Source organism: Microbacterium sp. EB106-03-03-XG65 (assembly GCF_058791955.1).
On the sequence record NZ_JBYTEB010000001.1, the window covers coordinates 2,540,830 to 2,556,892 of the forward strand.

13 protein-coding genes and 1 tRNA gene are annotated in these 16,063 nt (G+C 67.5%); 8 read left to right on the forward strand and 6 right to left on the reverse strand.

Features of this window, described 5'->3' with window-relative positions; all coding sequences use genetic code 11:
* Positions 1-35 precede the first annotated feature (35 nt).
* The 6 genes from tkt to pgl are packed head-to-tail and all read left to right on the forward strand — an operon-like array spanning position 36 to position 8,135.
* A complete protein-coding gene (tkt, locus tag AC3WS6_RS12010; protein ID WP_492501228.1) occupies positions 36-2,132 on the forward strand; it encodes a transketolase in 2,097 nt (698 codons plus the stop codon).
* The gene (gene tal / locus AC3WS6_RS12015) at positions 2,129-3,241 is read left to right on the forward strand and encodes a transaldolase (protein WP_492501229.1); all 1,113 of its coding nucleotides are present in this window, start codon (positions 2,129-2,131) and stop codon (positions 3,239-3,241) included. The genes tkt and tal overlap by 4 nt, the downstream gene beginning before the upstream one ends.
* Positions 3,238-4,845 (forward strand): phosphoglucose isomerase-related protein, encoded by a 1,608-nt coding sequence (locus AC3WS6_RS12020; protein WP_492501230.1) that lies wholly within the window; start codon positions 3,238-3,240, stop codon positions 4,843-4,845. The genes tal and AC3WS6_RS12020 overlap by 4 nt, the downstream gene beginning before the upstream one ends.
* Before the next feature lie 22 nt (positions 4,846-4,867).
* Positions 4,868-6,418: a glucose-6-phosphate dehydrogenase gene (gene zwf / locus AC3WS6_RS12025; RefSeq protein ID WP_492501231.1), complete on the forward strand. Its 1,551-nt coding sequence runs from the start codon at positions 4,868-4,870 to the stop codon at positions 6,416-6,418.
* Entirely contained in the window at positions 6,415-7,350 is a 936-nt protein-coding gene (locus tag AC3WS6_RS12030) for a glucose-6-phosphate dehydrogenase assembly protein OpcA (protein WP_492501232.1), read from the forward strand. Before zwf ends, AC3WS6_RS12030 begins: the two co-directional genes overlap by 4 nt.
* Positions 7,350-8,135, forward strand: coding sequence for a 6-phosphogluconolactonase (gene pgl / locus AC3WS6_RS12035; protein ID WP_492501233.1), 786 nt, complete (start codon positions 7,350-7,352; stop codon positions 8,133-8,135). Before AC3WS6_RS12030 ends, pgl begins: the two co-directional genes overlap by 1 nt.
* 63 nt (positions 8,136-8,198) lie before the next feature.
* Here the strand turns inward: pgl and AC3WS6_RS12040 are convergent, their stop codons facing one another.
* Positions 8,199-9,215, reverse strand: coding sequence for a DMT family transporter (locus tag AC3WS6_RS12040; protein WP_492501234.1), 1,017 nt, complete (start codon positions 9,213-9,215; stop codon positions 8,199-8,201).
* 43 nt (positions 9,216-9,258) lie between these two features.
* Here AC3WS6_RS12040 and def point away from each other — a divergent pair, with 43 nt between their 5' ends.
* Both def and AC3WS6_RS12050 read left to right on the forward strand, forming a co-directional pair.
* Positions 9,259-9,825, forward strand: a complete 567-nt coding sequence (def, locus tag AC3WS6_RS12045) for a peptide deformylase (RefSeq protein ID WP_492501235.1) — start codon at positions 9,259-9,261, stop codon at positions 9,823-9,825.
* A gap of 120 nt (positions 9,826-9,945) precedes the next feature.
* The gene (locus tag AC3WS6_RS12050) at positions 9,946-10,461 is read left to right on the forward strand and encodes a septum formation family protein (RefSeq protein ID WP_492501236.1); all 516 of its coding nucleotides are present in this window, start codon (positions 9,946-9,948) and stop codon (positions 10,459-10,461) included.
* A 169-nt stretch (positions 10,462-10,630) separates the two neighbouring features.
* On the opposite strand, the gene AC3WS6_RS12055 is transcribed toward AC3WS6_RS12050, so the two are convergent.
* From AC3WS6_RS12055 to dusB, 5 genes are all read right to left on the reverse strand, one after another.
* Positions 10,631-10,706: transfer RNA gene (locus tag AC3WS6_RS12055), tRNA-Asn, on the reverse strand.
* Between the two features lie 97 nt (positions 10,707-10,803).
* Positions 10,804-11,577 (reverse strand): ATP-binding cassette domain-containing protein, encoded by a 774-nt coding sequence (locus AC3WS6_RS12060; RefSeq protein WP_492501237.1) that lies wholly within the window; start codon positions 11,575-11,577, stop codon positions 10,804-10,806.
* A 36-nt stretch (positions 11,578-11,613) separates the two neighbouring features.
* Positions 11,614-13,488 carry a DNA primase gene (gene dnaG, locus AC3WS6_RS12065; protein WP_492501238.1) on the reverse strand — a complete coding sequence of 625 codons (1,875 nt, stop codon included), beginning with the start codon at positions 13,486-13,488 and terminating at the stop codon, positions 11,614-11,616.
* Positions 13,488-14,882 carry a deoxyguanosinetriphosphate triphosphohydrolase gene (locus tag AC3WS6_RS12070; protein ID WP_492501239.1) on the reverse strand — a complete coding sequence of 465 codons (1,395 nt, stop codon included), beginning with the start codon at positions 14,880-14,882 and terminating at the stop codon, positions 13,488-13,490. Before AC3WS6_RS12070 ends, dnaG begins: the two co-directional genes overlap by 1 nt.
* Positions 14,872-16,026, reverse strand: a complete 1,155-nt coding sequence (gene dusB / locus AC3WS6_RS12075) for a tRNA dihydrouridine synthase DusB (RefSeq protein ID WP_492501240.1) — start codon at positions 16,024-16,026, stop codon at positions 14,872-14,874. Before dusB ends, AC3WS6_RS12070 begins: the two co-directional genes overlap by 11 nt.
* Positions 16,027-16,063: the final 37 nt, after the last annotated feature.

Genomic DNA, 16,063 nt, shown 5'->3' on the forward strand with positions numbered 1-16,063 from the left:
CGGGTGCTCTCGAACTGTCTGAGAAGGGCTTCACCGTGTCGGAACTGCAGTGGGAAGAAATCGATCGGCGCGCGGTGGACACCGCTCGTCTGCTGGCCGCCGACGCGGTCGAGAAGGTCGGCAACGGCCACCCCGGCACCGCGATGAGCCTGGCTCCGGCCGCGTATCTCCTGTACCAGCGCGTGCTGCGGCACGACCCGACCGACACCGACTGGCTCGGCCGCGACCGCTTCATCCTCTCGGTCGGACACTCCTCGCTCACGCAGTACGTGCAGCTCTACCTGGGCGGCTTCGGCCTCGAGCTCGATGACCTCAAGGCGCTGCGCACGTGGGGGTCGCTCACTCCCGGCCACCCCGAGTACGGTCACACCAAGGGCGTCGAGATCACCACCGGCCCGCTCGGTCAGGGACTCGCGTCTGCGGTGGGCTTCGCCTACGCCGCTCGCTACGAGCGCGGACTGTTCGATCCCGAGGCAGAGGCGGGCACCAGCCCGTTCGACCACTTCGTCTACGTGATCGCGGGTGACGGTGACCTGCAGGAGGGCGTCACGAGCGAGGCATCCTCGCTCGCCGGCCACCAGGAGCTCGGCAACCTCATCGCGATCTACGACTCCAACCAGATCTCGATCGAGGACGACACCAACGTCGCTTTCACCGAAGACGTCGCCAAGCGCTACGAGGCCTACGGCTGGCAGGTGCAGGTCGTCGACTGGAAGAAGACCGGCGAATACGTCGAAGACGTCGCCGAGCTGCACGCGGCCATCGAGGCCGCGAAGGGCGAGACCTCCAAGCCGTCGCTCATCATCCTGAAGACGATCATCGGCTGGCCGTCGCCCGGCAAGCAGAACTCCGGCAAGATCCACGGATCCGCTCTGGGAGGCGACGAGCTCGCCGCGACCAAGAAGGTCCTCGGCTTCGACGCCGACGAGCACTTCGCGATCGCCGACGACGTGATCGCCCACACGCGCGGTCTCGCCGACCGTGCCGCCGAGACCCGCGCCGAATGGCAGAAGTCCTTCGACGCCTGGGCCGAGGCGAACCCCGAGCGCAAGGCTCTGCTCGACCGTCTCGAGGCGCAGGAGCTGCCCGCTGACATCACATCCGCACTTCCCGTCTTCGAGAGCGGCAAGGACGTCTCGACGCGTGCCGCTTCCGGCCAGGTCATCAACGCTCTGGCCGCTGAGCTTCCCGAGCTCTGGGGCGGTTCCGCCGACCTCGCCGAGTCGAACCTGACGACGATCAAGGACTCGAAGTCGTTCATCCCGGCCGAATGGTCGACCCACGAGTGGTCGGGCGACCCCTACGGTCGTGTGCTGCACTTCGGCATCCGTGAGCATGCCATGGGCGCGATCGTCAACGGCATCGTGCTGCACGGCCCGACGCGCGCATTCGGCGGCACGTTCCTGATCTTCAGCGACTACATGCGCCCGCCGGTGCGTCTCGCCGCACTGATGAACGTGCCGAGCATCTTCGTCTGGACCCACGACTCGGTCGCTCTCGGCGAAGACGGCCCGACGCACCAGCCGGTCGAGCAGATCGCGACGCTGCGCGCCATCCCGAACTTCACGCTGGTGCGCCCGGCTGACGCCAACGAGACCTCGGCCGCGTGGCTCGAGATCCTCCGCCGCCACGAGGGACCTGCCGGCATCGCGCTGACGCGTCAGAACATCCCGGTGTTCGAGCGCGGCCAGGGCACCGCCGAAGGCGACGTCTTCGCTTCGACCGACGGCGTCTCGAAGGGCGCCTATGTGCTCGCCGAGGCTCCGAACGGCGCGCCCGACGTGATCATCATCGCGACCGGCTCCGAGGTCCAGCTCGCCGTGGATGCGCGCGCAGCACTGGCAGACGAAGGCATCAACGTGCGCGTCGTGTCGGCACCGTCGCTCGAGTGGTTCGAAGAGCAGGACGAGGCGTACCGCGAGTCGGTCCTGCCGAAGGCCGTCACTGCCCGCGTCTCGGTCGAGGCCGGCTCTGTCCTCAGCTGGCGCGGCATCGTGGGCGACCGCGGCCGTTCGGTCGGCATCGACCACTTCGGCGCCTCCGCCGACTACAAGACCCTGTTCCAGAAGTTCGGCATCACCACCGAGGCCGTCATCGCGGCCGCACGCGAGACCATCAAGGAGAACGCATGAGCACCCCCACCGCAGACCTCGCCGCCGCCGGAGTCAGCATCTGGCTCGACGACCTTTCGCGCACCCGCATCTCCTCTGGCAACCTGGCAGAGCTGATCGAGACCCGCAATGTCGTCGGCGTCACCACGAACCCGACGATCTTCGCGAACGCGATCACGGACAAGAACAACACGTCGTACGACGCGCAGGTCTCTGAGCTCGCAGCGTCCGGCGCCACGGCCGAAGAGGCCGTCTTCGCCGCGACCACGCAGGACGTCGCTGCAGCGCTCGACGTCTTCCGCCCCGTGTGGGAGAAGTCGGGTCACGTCGACGGTCGCGTCTCGATCGAGGTCTCCCCCGATCTCGCACACGACACCGAGGGAACAGTTGCCTCCGCCAAGGAGCTGTGGGCCAAGGTCGACCGTCCCAACCTGCTGGTCAAGATCCCCGCCACCAAGGCCGGTCTTCCTGCGATCGCCGAGGCGATCGGCGCGGGGATCAGTGTCAACGTGACCCTGATCTTCAGCCTCGAGCGCTACGCCGAGGTCATCGAGGCGTACCTGACCGGTCTCGAGACCGCGAAGGCCGCGGGCATCGACCTGTCGGCCATCCACTCCGTCGCCTCGTTCTTCGTGTCGCGCGTCGACACCGAGACCGACAAGCGTCTCTCCGCGATCGGCACCGATGAGGCCGAGGCACTCAAGAGCAAGGCAGGGCTTGCGAACGCCCGTCTCGCCTACGAGCTGTACGAGCAGAAGTTCGCCGAGAAGCGTGCGCAGGACCTGATCGCGGCCGGTGCGAACGCTCAGCGTCCGCTCTGGGCGTCGACCGGAGTCAAGGACCCGGCTCTGCCCGACACCCTTTACGTCACCGAGCTGGTGGCGAAGGACGTCGTCAACACGATGCCCGAGAAGACGCTCGAGGCGACGTTCGACCACGGCGTCGTCACCGGTGACACCATCACCGGCGGCTACGAAGAGGCACGCGCCGTGTTCGCCGGCCTCGCCGACCTCGGCATCGACTTCACCGATGTCACACAGGTGCTCGAGGACGAGGGCGTCGCGAAGTTCATCGACTCTTGGCACGACCTTCTCACCCAGGTCAGTGAAGGGCTCGAGGCGCAGCGATGACGTTCGCGATCCACGCATCGGGCGCAGCCCGGGCGGCGATCGACGACACCGTGCCCGCGCTCGTGCACGATCTCGTCGCGTCGCGCATCACGGGTGGCGACGCCACTCTGTGGGGCCCGGATGCCGAGGCCGAGGCGTCGATCCGCCTGGGCTGGGTCGAAGCGGTATCGGTCTCGCGCCCTCTGGTCGCGGAGATCACCGCCCTGCGCGACGAACTGCAGGCGAAGGGCATCACGCGAGTCGTGCTCGCTGGCATGGGCGGCTCGTCGCTCGCGCCCGAGGTGATCGCGCAGACGAGTGGCGTGCCGCTGACGATCCTCGATTCCACAGCGCCCGGGCAGGTGCTCGCCGCCCTCGACGAGGGCTTGGAGAACACGGTCCTCGTCGTGTCCTCGAAGTCGGGATCGACGGTGGAGACCGATTCGCAGCGCCGCACGTTCGAGGCGGCGTTCCGCGATGTCGGCATCGACCCTGTGGATCGCATCGTCGTGGTGACCGATCCCGGATCACCCCTCGACAGCTCGGCCCGTGAGGCGGGATACCGCGTCTTCAACGCGGACCCGAACGTCGGCGGACGTTATTCCGCGCTCACCGCGTTCGGGCTCGTGCCGTCAGGTCTCGCAGGCGCCGACATCGACGAGCTGCTGAACGAGGCTGAAGCGTCGCTGCTGGAGGTCGCCATCGATTCGGCCGACAATCCTGCTCTGCGCCTCGCCGCCGCGATCTCCGCGACCGTGCCTCGACGCGACAAGCTGGGGCTCATCACCGACGGCACGCACATCAACGGCCTTCCCGACTGGATCGAGCAGCTCATTGCGGAGTCCACGGGGAAGTCGGGCACGGGAATCCTTCCCGTCGTCCTCCTCCCCGTCTCCCCCGAGCTCGATTCGAAGCCGCTCGATCTGCAGATCGTGCGTCTCGTCGACGATGCGAACGAGTTCCACCTCCGCGAGCGTCACGAGGGCGAGATCCTCGTCAGCGGTTCGCTCGGAGCGCAGCTGATCGTCTGGGAGTACGCCACGGCGATCGCAGGGTATCTGCTGGGGATCGACCCGTTCGATCAGCCCGATGTCGAGTCCGCGAAGGTCGCCGCACGGGGCCTGCTCGATGCACGCCCCGCCCCGACTGAGCCGGCGTTCGTCGAGAACGGCGTCGAGGTCCGCGTGTCCGACCCCGCTCTCGCGGCTTCGGGCACCGTCGAAGGCGTTCTCGACGCGCTCTGGGCGCGGCTGTCCGACGACGGCTACGTCTCGATCCAGGCGTACGTGAACCGGCTCGACGTGCCGCAGCTGCAGGGCATCCGCGAGCTCGTCGCGGCAGATTCAGGGCGTCCGGCGACTTTCGGATGGGGGCCGCGTTTCCTTCATTCGACAGGCCAGTATCACAAGGGCGGCCCCGAACAGGGCGTCTTCCTGCAGATCCTGGAGCGCACGGATGTGGATCTGGAGATCCCGGGACGACCGTTCACGTTCGGTCAGCTCATCGAGGCTCAGGCCGCCGGCGACGCCGGTGTCCTCGCCGAGCACGGCCGACCGGTCGTGTCACTGACGATCACCGATTCGTCGGCCGACGTCCTCACCCTCTTCGAAGCAGCACAGAAGTAACAGCCAGGAGAATCCCCCACCGATGTCTGTTCCCATCTCGCGCGGGCACAACCCGCTGCGTGACCCCGATGACCGCCGGCTCAACCGAATCGCGGGGCCCAGCGCCCTCGTGATCTTCGGCGTCACGGGCGACCTGTCACGCAAGAAGCTCATGCCCGCGGTCTACGACCTCGCCAACCGCGGCCTGCTCCCGCCCGGATTCGCGCTCGTCGGCTTCGCCCGCCGCGACTGGGAGGATCAGGACTTCGCCCAGGTCGTCTACGACGCCGTCAAGCAGCACGCTCGCACTCCGTTCCGCGAAGAGACCTGGGCGCAGCTCCTGCAAGGCATCCGGTTCGTGAGCGGCGAGTTCGACAACCCCGATTCGTTCCGCAAGCTCCGGGAGACGGTCGACCAGCTCGACGTCGAACGCGGCACCATGGGCAACCACGCGTTCTACCTGTCGATCCCGCCCAAGTCGTTCGCCGTGGTCGCACAGCAGCTCAAGGACTCCGGTCTCGTCGGCGCGAACGACGATGACGAAGAGCGCTGGCGACGCGTGGTGATCGAGAAGCCGTTCGGCCATGACCTCGAATCGGCTCGTGAGCTGAACGCCGCTCTCGAGGTGGCTTTCTCCGCAGACTCGATCTTCCGCATCGACCACTACCTCGGCAAGGAGACGGTCCAGAACATCCTGGCACTGCGCTTCGCGAACGAGCTGTACGAGCCGATCTGGAATCGCAACTACGTCGACCACGTGCAGATCACGATGGCCGAGGACATCGGTGTGGGCGGCCGCGCGGGCTACTACGACGGCGTGGGCGCTGCCCGTGACGTCATCCAGAACCACCTGCTTCAGCTGCTCGCGCTCACGGCGATGGAGGAGCCCATCTCGCTCTCCGCCGAGCACCTCCGCGCCGAGAAGGAGAAGGTCCTCGCGGCCGTGCATGTGCCGGACGACCTCTCGCTCGCGACCGCCCGCGGTCAGTACGCGGGCGGCTGGCAGGGCGGCGAGCAGGTCACCGGCTTCCTCGACGAGGACGGGATGAACCCCGAGTCGGCGACCGAGACCTATGCCGCCATCAAGCTCGAGATCGACACCCGCCGCTGGTCGGGAGTGCCGTTCTACCTCCGCACCGGCAAGCGTCTGGGACGTCGTGTCACCGAGGTCGCTGTCGTGTTCAAGAAGGCGCCTGAGCACCTGTTCGGCAGGTCGAACACGTCTGAGCTCGGCCAGAACGCACTCGTGATCCGCGTGCAGCCCGACGAGGGCGTCACGATCCGCTTCGGCTCGAAGGTGCCCGGCAACGGCACCAACGTCCGCGACGTCACGATGGACTTCGGCTACGGCCATGCGTTCACCGAGGCCAGCCCCGAGGCGTATGAGCGTCTGATCCTCGACGTCCTCCTGGGCGACCCGCCGCTGTTCCCGCGGCACGAAGAGGTCGAGCTCTCGTGGAAGATCCTCGATCCTGTAGAGAAGTTCTGGGCTGCCGAAGGCGGTCCGGTCGACCAGTACGCACCGGGTTCGTGGGGACCGGCATCCGCCGACGACCTCCTTGCCCGCGACGGACGAGTCTGGAGACGCCCGTGATCATCGACCTTCCCGACACGACTGTCAGTCAGGTCGCCAAGCAGCTCGTCAAGGTGCGTGAAGACGGCGGCGCCGTCGCCCTCGGGCGTGTGCTCACATTGATCATCTCGGCGCGTAACGGCGTGGCCGAGGCAGCGATCGATGCCGCGAACGACGCCTCGCGCGAGCACCCGATGCGTGTCATCGTGCTGACCACCGGCGACGGTGACGCCCGTCTCGACGCGCAGATCCGCGTGGGCGGCGACGCCGGCGCGAGCGAGGTCGTGGTGCTCCACGCCTACGGCGACGCGGCGAGCAACGAAGAGAGCCTCGTCACAGGTCTGCTGCTGCCCGACGCTCCCGTCGTCGCCTGGTGGCCTGAAGAGGCTCCTGCTTCTCCCGCCAACTCTCCGTTGGGGAAGATCGCGCAGCGCCGGATCACCGATGCAGCGACGGCTCCCGACGTGCGTGACCGGCTCGCGCTGCTCGGCGAGACGCATGCGCCCGGCGACACCGACCTGGCGTGGACCCGTCTCACGCACTGGCGCGAGCAGCTCGCAGCCGTGCTGGATCAGCCTCCGTTCGAAACGGTCGACGCGGTCGAGGTGCGTGGCGGTTCGGCGTCACCGTCGACAGCTCTGCTCGCCGCCTGGCTGCAGATGGCGCTCGATGTGAAGGTCACGTGGCACTACGAAGACGCGGAGCATTGGCAGGAAGGCATCAAGTCGGTGCGCCTCACCCGCGCCTCCGGTGACATCCTCCTCGAGCGTCCCGAGCCGGGAGTCGCGGTCCTCACCCAGCCCGATCAGCCCGATCACGACCTGCACCTGCCGCGACGCACGCTGCGCGAGTGCCTCGCTGAGGAGCTGCGCCGCCTGGATCCCGACGTCCTGTACGGTCGAGTGATCACCGAGGGCTGGGAAAAGCTGGGCCCGCCCGAGACAGGAGAATGATGTCGACGCAGCCGACTCCCGCAGAGAAGCGGGTCGTGGTCGAGAGCACCCCCGGGGCTGTGGCGGCGCGCGTGGCCGACCGCTTCCTCACGCGGCTGCGAGCTCGAACACGCAATGGCCGCATCGCCCATATCGCCCTGACCGGGGGCTCGATGGGCAGTGCGGTCTTGCGTGCGACGCTCGATGATCCCCGCTCCGACGACATCGACTGGTCGCTGGTGCACTTCTGGTGGGGTGACGAGCGCTTCGTCGCCCGCACAGACGCTGACCGCAACGCCGTGCAGTCCCGCGCCGCACTGCTCGATCACATTCCGGTGCCCCCGGAGAACGTGCACGAGGTCGCCGCGGCAGACGAGGGCCTGACTCTCGATGAGGCGGCGGCGGCCTACGCAGCGGAGCTGGCCCGATTCGGAACCGACGAGCACCCGTGGCCGTCGTTCGCCGTGTGCTTCCTCGGCGTCGGACCGGACGGCCACATCGCGTCGCTGTTCCCCGATCGTCAGGAGGTGACGGTGACCGACGTCGCAGCTCTTCCTGTTCGCAACTCCCCCAAGCCGCCGCCCGAGCGCGTGACCCTGACGCGCCCCGTGCTGAATGCATCCAAGCGCGTCTGGCTCGTGCTCACCGGCGCAGACAAGGCATCTGCCCTGGGGCTGGCTCTCGCGGGGGCGAGCTACACCAGCGTGCCTGTGGCCGGCGCGAAGGGGCGCAAGCGCACGGTCTTCTTCGTCGACGAGGCAGCAGCATCCGAGGTCTCTCCCGACCTCATCGACCAGTCGTACTGAGCGAACACGTCAGAAGGCGCCGATCCCGTGTTCGGGTTCGGCGCCTTCTGACGTATCGGGCTCTCAGACCTCGGAGTCTTTCGGACCCTGGTCGGTGGGCCGCTCCGCGCTGCCGCGGGTGATGCCGAGCTCCTGGCTGTCGCTCAGAACCTGCGGGTGATACCGAGCCAGCCCGACGACACCCCATACGGCGATGGCGCCCGCGATTCCGAAGATGACCAGCACCCATGGCGGGGCGGCAGCCGCCTCGCCGAGGATCGTCATGCCGATGATGACGGCGACCAGAGGATCGACGACGGTGAGACCGGCGATCACCAGGTCAGGCGGCCCCGAGCTGTAGGCGGTCTGCACGAAGTAGGCACCGACGGCGGCGGCAGCGATCAACGCGATCACGCAGACGATCGTGATCCACTCGAAGTCGCCGGCCTGCACGCGCTTGATGACCACCTTGGCCAGCGTGGCGACGAAGCCGTAGAGGATGCCTGCGCCGATGACGTAGAAGAGCGCGCGCATGCGCTGGCGGAGGACGAGCCAGCATGCGCCGAGGATGATGATCACGACCAGCAGGATCGCCAGGATCGTGAAGAGCTCGGTGTCGGTCACGTCCTTCTCGGTCGCGAAGATCGCCGCGAAGAAGACGAAGAGGAAGATGCCCCCCACACACGCCACGATCGGCGTGATCGACTGTCGGGTGGGTGAGTGCCCCGAGATGCGCGCGTTCAGCAGGGTGGTGATGACCAGTGCGATCGCGCCCAACGGCTGCACGACGATGAGCGGCGCCTGCACGAGGGCGGCGAGCTGACAGATGACGGCCAGGCCGAGCATCAGGGTGCCGGCGATCCACGAGGGGCGGGTCAGCAGAGCCCTGACCTGCGCAAAGCTCAGCCCGCTGGTGCCCGTCGACCCGCTCAGGCGCTCGACCTTCTCGACGCCGCGATGCTGATACTGCGCACCGAGCGACATGAAGACGGCTCCCGCGAGGGCGAGGGGGATGCCGAGGAGCAGGCCGGGGTTCTGGAATGCACCGACCAGCTGCTCGGTGACGTCTTCCGTCCCGGCCGTCCATACGGAAATGCTCACCCTACGACCCTACCCGGCGACATGCGCCGAGTAGGGTTATGGCGTGGCTGTACTTCCTATTCGCATCATGGGCGACCCTGTCCTGCACTCCCCCGCTTCGGTCGTCGAGGAGATCACCGACGACATCCGCACGCTTGTCGCCGACATGTTCGAGACCATGGACACGGCTCCGGGCGTCGGTCTCGCCGCACCTCAGGTCGGTGTTCCGTTGCGCCTCTACACCTACTCGTATGTCGATGACGATGATGAGCCGTGGCGCGGTGTGATCATCAACCCGGAACTGTGGATGGTGCCGCTCGAACCCGGCACTCCGGATGACGACCTCGAGTCCGAAGGCTGCCTGTCGTTCCCGGGAGAGCGCTTCGCTCTGCGCCGCTCCGAGCGAGTCCGCGTCACGGGCACCGACCTCGACGGGCATCCGGTCGAGATCGCAGTGGACGGCTGGCGAGCCCGCATCATGCAGCACGAGTTCGATCACCTCGACGGCATCCTCTACATCGACCGACTCTCCGACGGCGACTGGAAGACCGTGCAGAAGATCGCCAAGAAGCGGGGCTGGGGTCGACCGGGAGCCGCCTGGATGCCAGGGGTCGACGACCTGGAAGGGTGACCTTACCTTTCAGCCTGCTCAAAGACTCCTCCGAGTTGCATCACAGACTCGGAGACGGCTAGCGTGCTGGAGGCGGGCCTCTCAGCGCCCGCACACGAAAAGGCTCTGGAGGGGAACATCATGATGAAACTGCGCACACGACGCGCGCTGGCACTTGCGGGTGCGGCAGTGGCGCTGTCGGTCGCTCTGACCGGCTGTAGCGCACTCGACGGGATCCTGGGTGGCGGCGCGGGAGACGCCGACCGCGACGAGGACACCGGGCAGGTCACCGAGAGCGCCAACATCGACATCTTCTCGCTCAAGCTGGGTGACTGCACGATGGACAGCGGCACCGGCCAGCTCGAGGACATCGATGTCGTGCCGTGCGACCAGCCGCACGACATGGAGGTCTACCACGAGATCACCATGGACGACGGGGAATTCTCCGACGAGGCCGTGGACGCGGCATCCGAGGAGTGCATCGGCGACGCGTACACGGCTTTCGTGGGCGTCGGTTACCAGGACTCCGCGCTGCAGGTCACCACGATCACACCGACCCAGCAGACCTGGGACGAGCTGAACGACCGCGTCATCCAGTGCATCATCTTCGACGAGGCCGGACAGACGACCGGATCCCTCAAGGGCTCGGCGCTCTGATCTGACACACGCTGTAGAAGGGGACCTCGCCCACGGGCGGGGTCCCCTTCTTCGTGCGCGGGGTCGCGGCCGCGAATCCGGGCGAAGGAGACGGCGCTCGATCGTGCACCGGCCCGTCTCAGCCCGGGGAAGGGAAAACCCCCGACCTTCAGACGAAGGTCGGGGGTATTGGCTCCCCGGCTTGGACTCGAACCAAGAACCTGCCGGTTAACAGCCGGCTGCTCTGCCAATTGAGCTACCGAGGAATGTGCTCCGCTGCGCGGGCAACTCGTCAATCGTAGCAAACTCCGACGGGTGCTCGTGACATCGGCAGGACATCGGGCGTGTCGCTCGCAGCCGCGATCACGGCTGCGAATCAGCCTCGGCATTCGGCGCCCAGAGCAGGTCCTTCCCGACCCCTCGCGCAACGACGTGGCCGGATCGCAGCATCAGGGTCTCGGCGTTGAGCTCGCGGATGAAGTCGGCGTCGTTCGTCACCAGCAGTGCCCCCATCCCCTCTTCCTTGCGGCGTCGAGTGATCGCATCGAAGACGACGGGACGTACCTCGAGATCGAGATTCGCGAGTATCTCGTCGGCGATGAGCACACGGGGTTCGAGAACGAACGAGCGAGCGATTGCGACGCGCTGCCGCATGCCCGCGCTGAGCTCGTACGGGAACTTCGACGCGAGTCCGAGCGGAAGGTGGAGTTCATCGAGCAGCGTCGCGACCCGGATGGAGAGCGCTGTGGCGTTGACGCGCTTCTCGCGGATCAGAATGGGCTCGGCGATGACCTCGCTGACGGTGAGCTGCGGCGGCAGATCGGCTCCGGCGCCCTGGGGCACGAATCCGGTGCGGTACGTGAGCACCCGGTGCCGGCGACCCGGGCGACGCACGTCGACTCCGCACACCTGCGCGCTGCCGCCGACGACGCGCACGGAGGCGTCCGTCGACCCTGCGAGAGCGGCCACGAGCGTGGACTTTCCCGAACCGGTCGGACCCGCGACGCAGATGAGGCCGCCGGGCGCGAGAGAGAACGTGACTCCGTCGATCGCGCGGGTCGGCCCGCTGTGTCCGATCCGGTCGATCACCAGGTCGGAGCACTCGATCGCGTTGGTGGATTCGATCCGGGCAGACATGTTTCCATCCTGCACCGCCGAGACAGGTGCAGCTCGTTACGACTCGGTGAAGCGCTGACGCTCGACGTCGATATCCCGCAGTCTCATGCGCAGCGCGCGGCCGCCATCCGAGTCCGCGGGCACACGCTGCACTGCGCCGAGCAGCTCCTGCTTCTCGTGCTCGAGACCGCGCAGGATCAGGCGGCGGGCGAGATCGGTCGTCGAGACGACTGCGCCTTCTTCATTGCGCGCGGGGAAGGGCATCATCAGCAGCTCGCCGGCGAGCGAACGATAGGGCTCGCGCACGGAGTTGACGGCTTCTGTCACCCAGCCGGCTCTCGTTCGATCGGGGGCTGCTGCCACCGCCTCGCGCACGGCGTCGAGCCCGGGCGTGCGGAACGGCTGTTCCAGCGCACGGGTGAGCAGTACCTGATCTATCCGATGACCGTACTGCAGCGCTCCCATGAGCGCATCCCGTTCCACCGCGACATCGGCGGTGCGAGGAAGGCTCGCCAGCGTGATCGCGGCGACAGCGGATCCGCCGCCGGCCGGTTGTGGCTCGTCTCGAGCGCTCTCGTGGCGACCCGTCTCGGGCCGAGCGCCCTGTGACGGCATCCGCGCCGCGCGCTCGACCTCGCCGTGCACCTCAGTGGGGTCCATTCCGAGACGACGAGCGAGGACGCGCTCGTATCCGGGCCGCAGCAGGCGATCGCGGATCTCCGCGACGATCGGGGCCGCGGCGCGCAGGGCGCCGACGCGGCCTTCGACCGTCGACAGATCGAAGCCGCCGAGCCGGCGGTCGATGGCGAACTCGAACATCGGCTGCTTGGCGTCCATGAGCGACCGCACGGCCGAATCTCCGCGCTGCAGACGCAGATCGCACGGGTCCAAGCCGTCCGGGGCGACAGCGACGAAGGTCTGCGCATTGAAGCGATCGTCCTCCGTGAACGCTCGGAGCGCCGCCTTCTGCCCCGCCTCGTCACCGTCGAAGGTGAAGACGACCTCGCCCGAAGCGTTGTCATCGCCCATCACGCGACGCAGGACCTTGATGTGATCTGCGCCGAACGCCGTTCCACAGGTCGCGACGGCGGTGGTCACGCCGGCCAGATGACAGGCCATGACGTCGGTGTATCCCTCGACGACGACCACCCGGCGCGGATCGCCCCGCGCGATGTCACGCTTGGCCAGATCGAGGCCGTACAGCACCTGAGCCTTCTTGTAGATCGGGGTTTCCGGAGTGTTGAGGTACTTGGGGCCCTGGTCATCATCGAAGAGCTTCCTCGCACCGAACCCGATCGTCTGACCGGAGACGTCGCGGATCGGCCACACCAGGCGTCCGCGAAAGCGGTCATAGACCCCGCGCTGCCCGGTCGACACGAGCCCCGCGGTGCTGAGCTCCTCCCGGGTGAAACCCTGCGCGGTGAGGGCCTTGAGCATCCCGTCCCATCCGCGCGGGGCGAACCCGACCCCGAAGTTGGCCGCGGCTCCCGCATCGAAGCCTCTCTCGCCGAGAAAGCGTCGCCCCGCCTCGGCATCCGGGGTGAGCAGCTGCCCCCGGAAGAACTCCGCCGCAGCGGTGTTCGCCGCGTAGAGGCGACTGCGTCCGCTGGTCTCCGGCGCCGACCCGCCGTCTTCGTAGTGGAGCGCATACCCGAGGCGTCCAGCCAGGCGCTCGACCGCCTCGGTGAAGCTGACGTGGTCCATCTCGCGGAGGAACGAGTAGACATCGCCGGATTCCCCGCACCCGAAGCAGTGGTAGTACCCGACCTGGGGTCGGACGTGGAAGCTCGGACTCTTCTCGTCATGAAACGGGCAGAGACCTTTGAGCGACCCGACGCCGGCGGACTTGAGCGCGACGCGCTCCCCGACGATATCGGCGATGTTCGTGCGGGCCTTGACCTCGTCGACGTCTGCCTGGCGGATGCGGGGCATCAGCCGGCCCCTTCGACGACCGCCTGTCGCGCCGCATGTGCGCGCGCTCCGGGGCGCGCATGGCGCGGATTCCAGATGCCGACCTCGGCAGGATCGATCTCTCCGACGAGCCGGTTGTGCCAGTCGATTGCGCTCTGGTCGGTGAGGCTCGCGATCTGGTCGACGACGACGCGCGCCCGTTCAGCATCGTTCGCGGCGGCGACGAAGTCCGCCGAGAACGCGGGCTCCAGCACATCGGCTCCCGCCGACCACAGTGCATCTGTCGACCAGAGGGCGTCGGCGAGACGGGTGAGCACGCGTCGTTGCTCCTTGTAGACGCCCTTGCGGGCATCGATCGTCACGATGGCCTGACCCATGATGCCCTTGAGCACCGCGATCTCGGCCTCGACGACGCGAGGCACGACGACATGGGCGTTGTAGCGCACCAGCGCCGGCCCTGCGTAGGCCTCGCGCGTGGCCGAGACCGCGGCGCGCGCGAAACGCCCGATGAAGTCGCTCGTGAGGTTCTTGAGGCGCGCGAGATCATGGCGCGACCTGTCGAACGATGTCAGCCACATCGGCTGGGAGGCGAGTCTGTAGAGCGCGTCGGCCAGCTCATCCCTGGTGAAGTCGTACCCCACCCACTGCTGGATACGGTCGATCAGAGAGTCGTGCGCCCGAGGGTCGGACAACTGAGCCACGTCGACGTAGCCGTTGACGATCGCATCCTCGAAGTCGTGCACCGAGTATCCGATGTCGTCCGAGAGGTCCATGATCTCGGCCTCGATGCAGCGTAGGCGACCGGTGGCACCCTCGCGCATCCAGCGGAAGACGGCCTCGTCTTCGGGGTACACGCCGAACTTGAGCCGACCTCCAGGATCCGGGACCGGGCTGTCGACGGTCCACGGGTACTTGCATGTCGCATCGAGACTGGCCCTGGTGAGGTTCAAACCCACCGACTGCCCGGAATCGTCGATGACCTTCGCTTCGAGGCGCGTCAGGATGCGCAGCGATTGCGCATTCCCCTCGAAACCGCCGATGTCGGCTGCCCACTCGTTGAGCGCCCGCTCGCCGTTGTGGCCGAAGGGCGGGTGCCCGAGATCATGGCTGAGACACGCGGTGTCGACGACGTCGGCAGAGACTCCCAATGCCGTGGCGAGCTCGCGACCGACCTGCGCGACTTCGAGCGAGTGCGTCAGGCGGTTGCGAGCGAAGTCCGCCGTGCTCGCGGGGCTGAGCACCTGCGTCTTCGCAGCCAGACGGCGAAGAGCCGCGGTGTGCAGCACGCGAGCTCGGTCGCGCGCGAAGTCGTCTCGTTCGGAGCGGTGGGTCTCGGCGAAGAATCGCTCCGCGTCGCGCGGGTCGTAGCCGTCGGCGCGATCGCGATCGCGGCCCGTCTGAGGATCAGCCACCACTGTTCTCGATCTCCGCCCCTCGCATCATCTCGGAGGCCGATGCCGCGAGCTCGCGCGACTCCAGCCACTTGTCCGGCAGGGCCGGACGCTTCGGCCGACCCGAGCGGCCGCGCTGCCCCTCGGCGTCCGCACCGGGGTACGGCGCCGAGTGGTCGAGCTGTCCGAGGAGTTCGTCGATCTCGGCGAGGCTCGACGCCGTGGCGAGCCCGGTGCGGATGTCGCCACCGACCGGGTAGCCCTTGAAGTACCAGGCGACGTGCTTGCGCACATCGCGGCATCCGCGATCCTCGTCCTCGAAGAATTCGACGAGCAGCTCGGCGTGACGACGGAAGGCGTCGGCCACGAAGCCCAGAGTCGCGTCGACCGGGTGCGATTCGGCACCGAAGGCCGCCGCGAGCTCACCGAAGAGCCACGGGCGACCGAGGCATCCGCGCCCGACGACGACGCCGTCGCAATCGGTCTGCTGCATCATGCGCACGGCGTCGTCAGCCGACCAGATGTCGCCGTTGCCGAGCACAGGCACGCTCGTCACGGCCTGCTTGAGCTCGCCGATCGCGTTCCAGTCGGCGTGCCCCGAGTAGAACTCGCTGGCGGTGCGGGCGTGCAGAGCGATCGATGCGACGCCCGCATCTTCCGCGGCGCGACCGGCATCGAGGAAGGTGAGGTGGTCGGGATCGATCCCCTTGCGCATCTTGATGGTCAGCGGGATGTCACCGGCCGCCTTGACCGCCTGCGTGACGATCTGCGAGAAGAGCGAGCTCTTCCACGGCAGTGCCGCTCCCCCGCCCTTGCGCGTGACCTTGGGCACCGGGCACCCGAAGTTCAGGTCGATGTGGTCGGCGTGGTCTTCGGCGACGATGATGCGGACGGCCTCGGAGATGGTGTGCGGGTCGACACCGTAGAGCTGGATCGACCGGGGCGTCTCGGACTCGTGGTGGCGGATCAGACGCATCGTCGTCTCGTTGCGCTCGACCAGCGCGCGCGAGGTGATCATCTCGCTCACATAGAGGCCCGCGCCGTATTCGCGGCACAACCTGCGGAACGCGGTGTTGGTGATACCCGCCATGGGTGCGAGGACGACCGGCACGTCGAGGGCGATCGGACCGATGTTCAGGGTGCGAGCGGATGCGGTGGCGAGAGTCATGTCCTCTCCATTCTCCCAGACATGGAGCCGGTCTCGG